The organism is Mesorhizobium sp. M5C.F.Ca.IN.020.29.1.1 (assembly GCF_003997375.1).
Lineage (GTDB): Bacteria > Pseudomonadota > Alphaproteobacteria > Rhizobiales > Rhizobiaceae > Mesorhizobium > Mesorhizobium wenxiniae.
The window spans coordinates 1-1,080 of the sequence record NZ_RZSW01001016.1 but is presented as its reverse complement, the minus strand read 5'-3'; the positions used below and the strand labels follow the sequence as shown (position 1 = coordinate 1,080).

The 1,080-nt window shown below is 63.0% G+C and carries 2 protein-coding genes; both read left to right on the top strand.

Features of this window, described 5'->3' with window-relative positions:
- Positions 1-15: 15 nt before the first annotated feature.
- Complete coding sequence (gene argC / locus EOA85_RS35895) at positions 16-948, top strand: N-acetyl-gamma-glutamyl-phosphate reductase (protein ID WP_127212776.1); 933 nt, start codon at positions 16-18, stop codon at positions 946-948.
- A partial coding sequence (locus EOA85_RS35890; protein WP_281033834.1) for an aminoglycoside phosphotransferase family protein occupies positions 949-1,080 on the top strand: 132 nt, incomplete at its 3' end. It abuts the gene before it with no gap.

Genomic DNA, 1,080 nt, shown 5'->3' with positions numbered 1-1,080 from the left:
GAATTCAGGCAGGCAATGAAACCGAAAATCTTCATCGACGGCGAGCACGGCACCACCGGTCTGCAGATCAGGGCGCTGCTTGCCGAACGCGGCGACCTGGAGATCATCTCCATCCCGACCGAGCGCCGCAAGGAACCGGCAGCTAGAGCCGAGTTCCTCAACGCCGCCGACGTCGCGATCCTGTGCCTGCCGGATGCAGCCGCAAAAGAAAGCGTTTCGCTGATCACCAACGACACCACAAGGGTCATCGACGCCTCGACCGCGCATCGCGTCGCCGAAGGTTGGGAATACGGCTTCGCCGAAATGGACAAGGATCAGGCGCGGAAAATCGCTTCGGCGAAGCGCGTCGCCAATCCGGGCTGCTGGCCGCAAGGCCCGATCGCGACGCTCAGGCCGCTGGTGGCAGCCGGGCTGTTGCCGCCGGATTTTCCGGTCACCGTCAATGGCATTTCGGGCTATTCGGGCGGCGGCCGACCGATGATCGAGGACTATGTCGCCAAGGGCGAGGATGCCTCGGAATTCCTGCCCTACGGGCTGACCCTGCAGCACAAGCATGTGCCGGAGCTCAGGACCTATGCGAAGCTGTCGCATGACCCGATCATGCAGCCGGCGGTCGGCAATTTCGCGCAAGGCATGATCACCGTGGTGCCGTTGCAGCTCGGCGGCCTCGACTATGTACCGACGGGCGCCGAGCTTCATGCGGCGATTGCCGACCATTTCGCCGCGATAGATGGCGGCGTGGTCGAGGTGGCGCCCTATGTGCATCTTGAACGCGTGCCGGAGATCGATCCCGAAATCTACAACGGCACCAACCGGATGAAGCTCTATGTCTTGGCCAATGACGACAGGGCCCAGGCGCTGCTGTTCGCCGTCTACGACAACCTCGGCAAGGGCGCCTCGGGTGCTGCCGTGCAGAACATGGATCTGATGCTCGGCCTCAAGCCCTGAATGGACGCTCCGACATTTCCAGAACGCTGGAAGGTCAGCGCGCCAGAACTGATTGCCGAGACGTTCAGCAGCCGCATCTGGAAGATTGTTCGCGCGGACGGCGCGCCGGCGATCGTCAAGGCCCTCAAACCC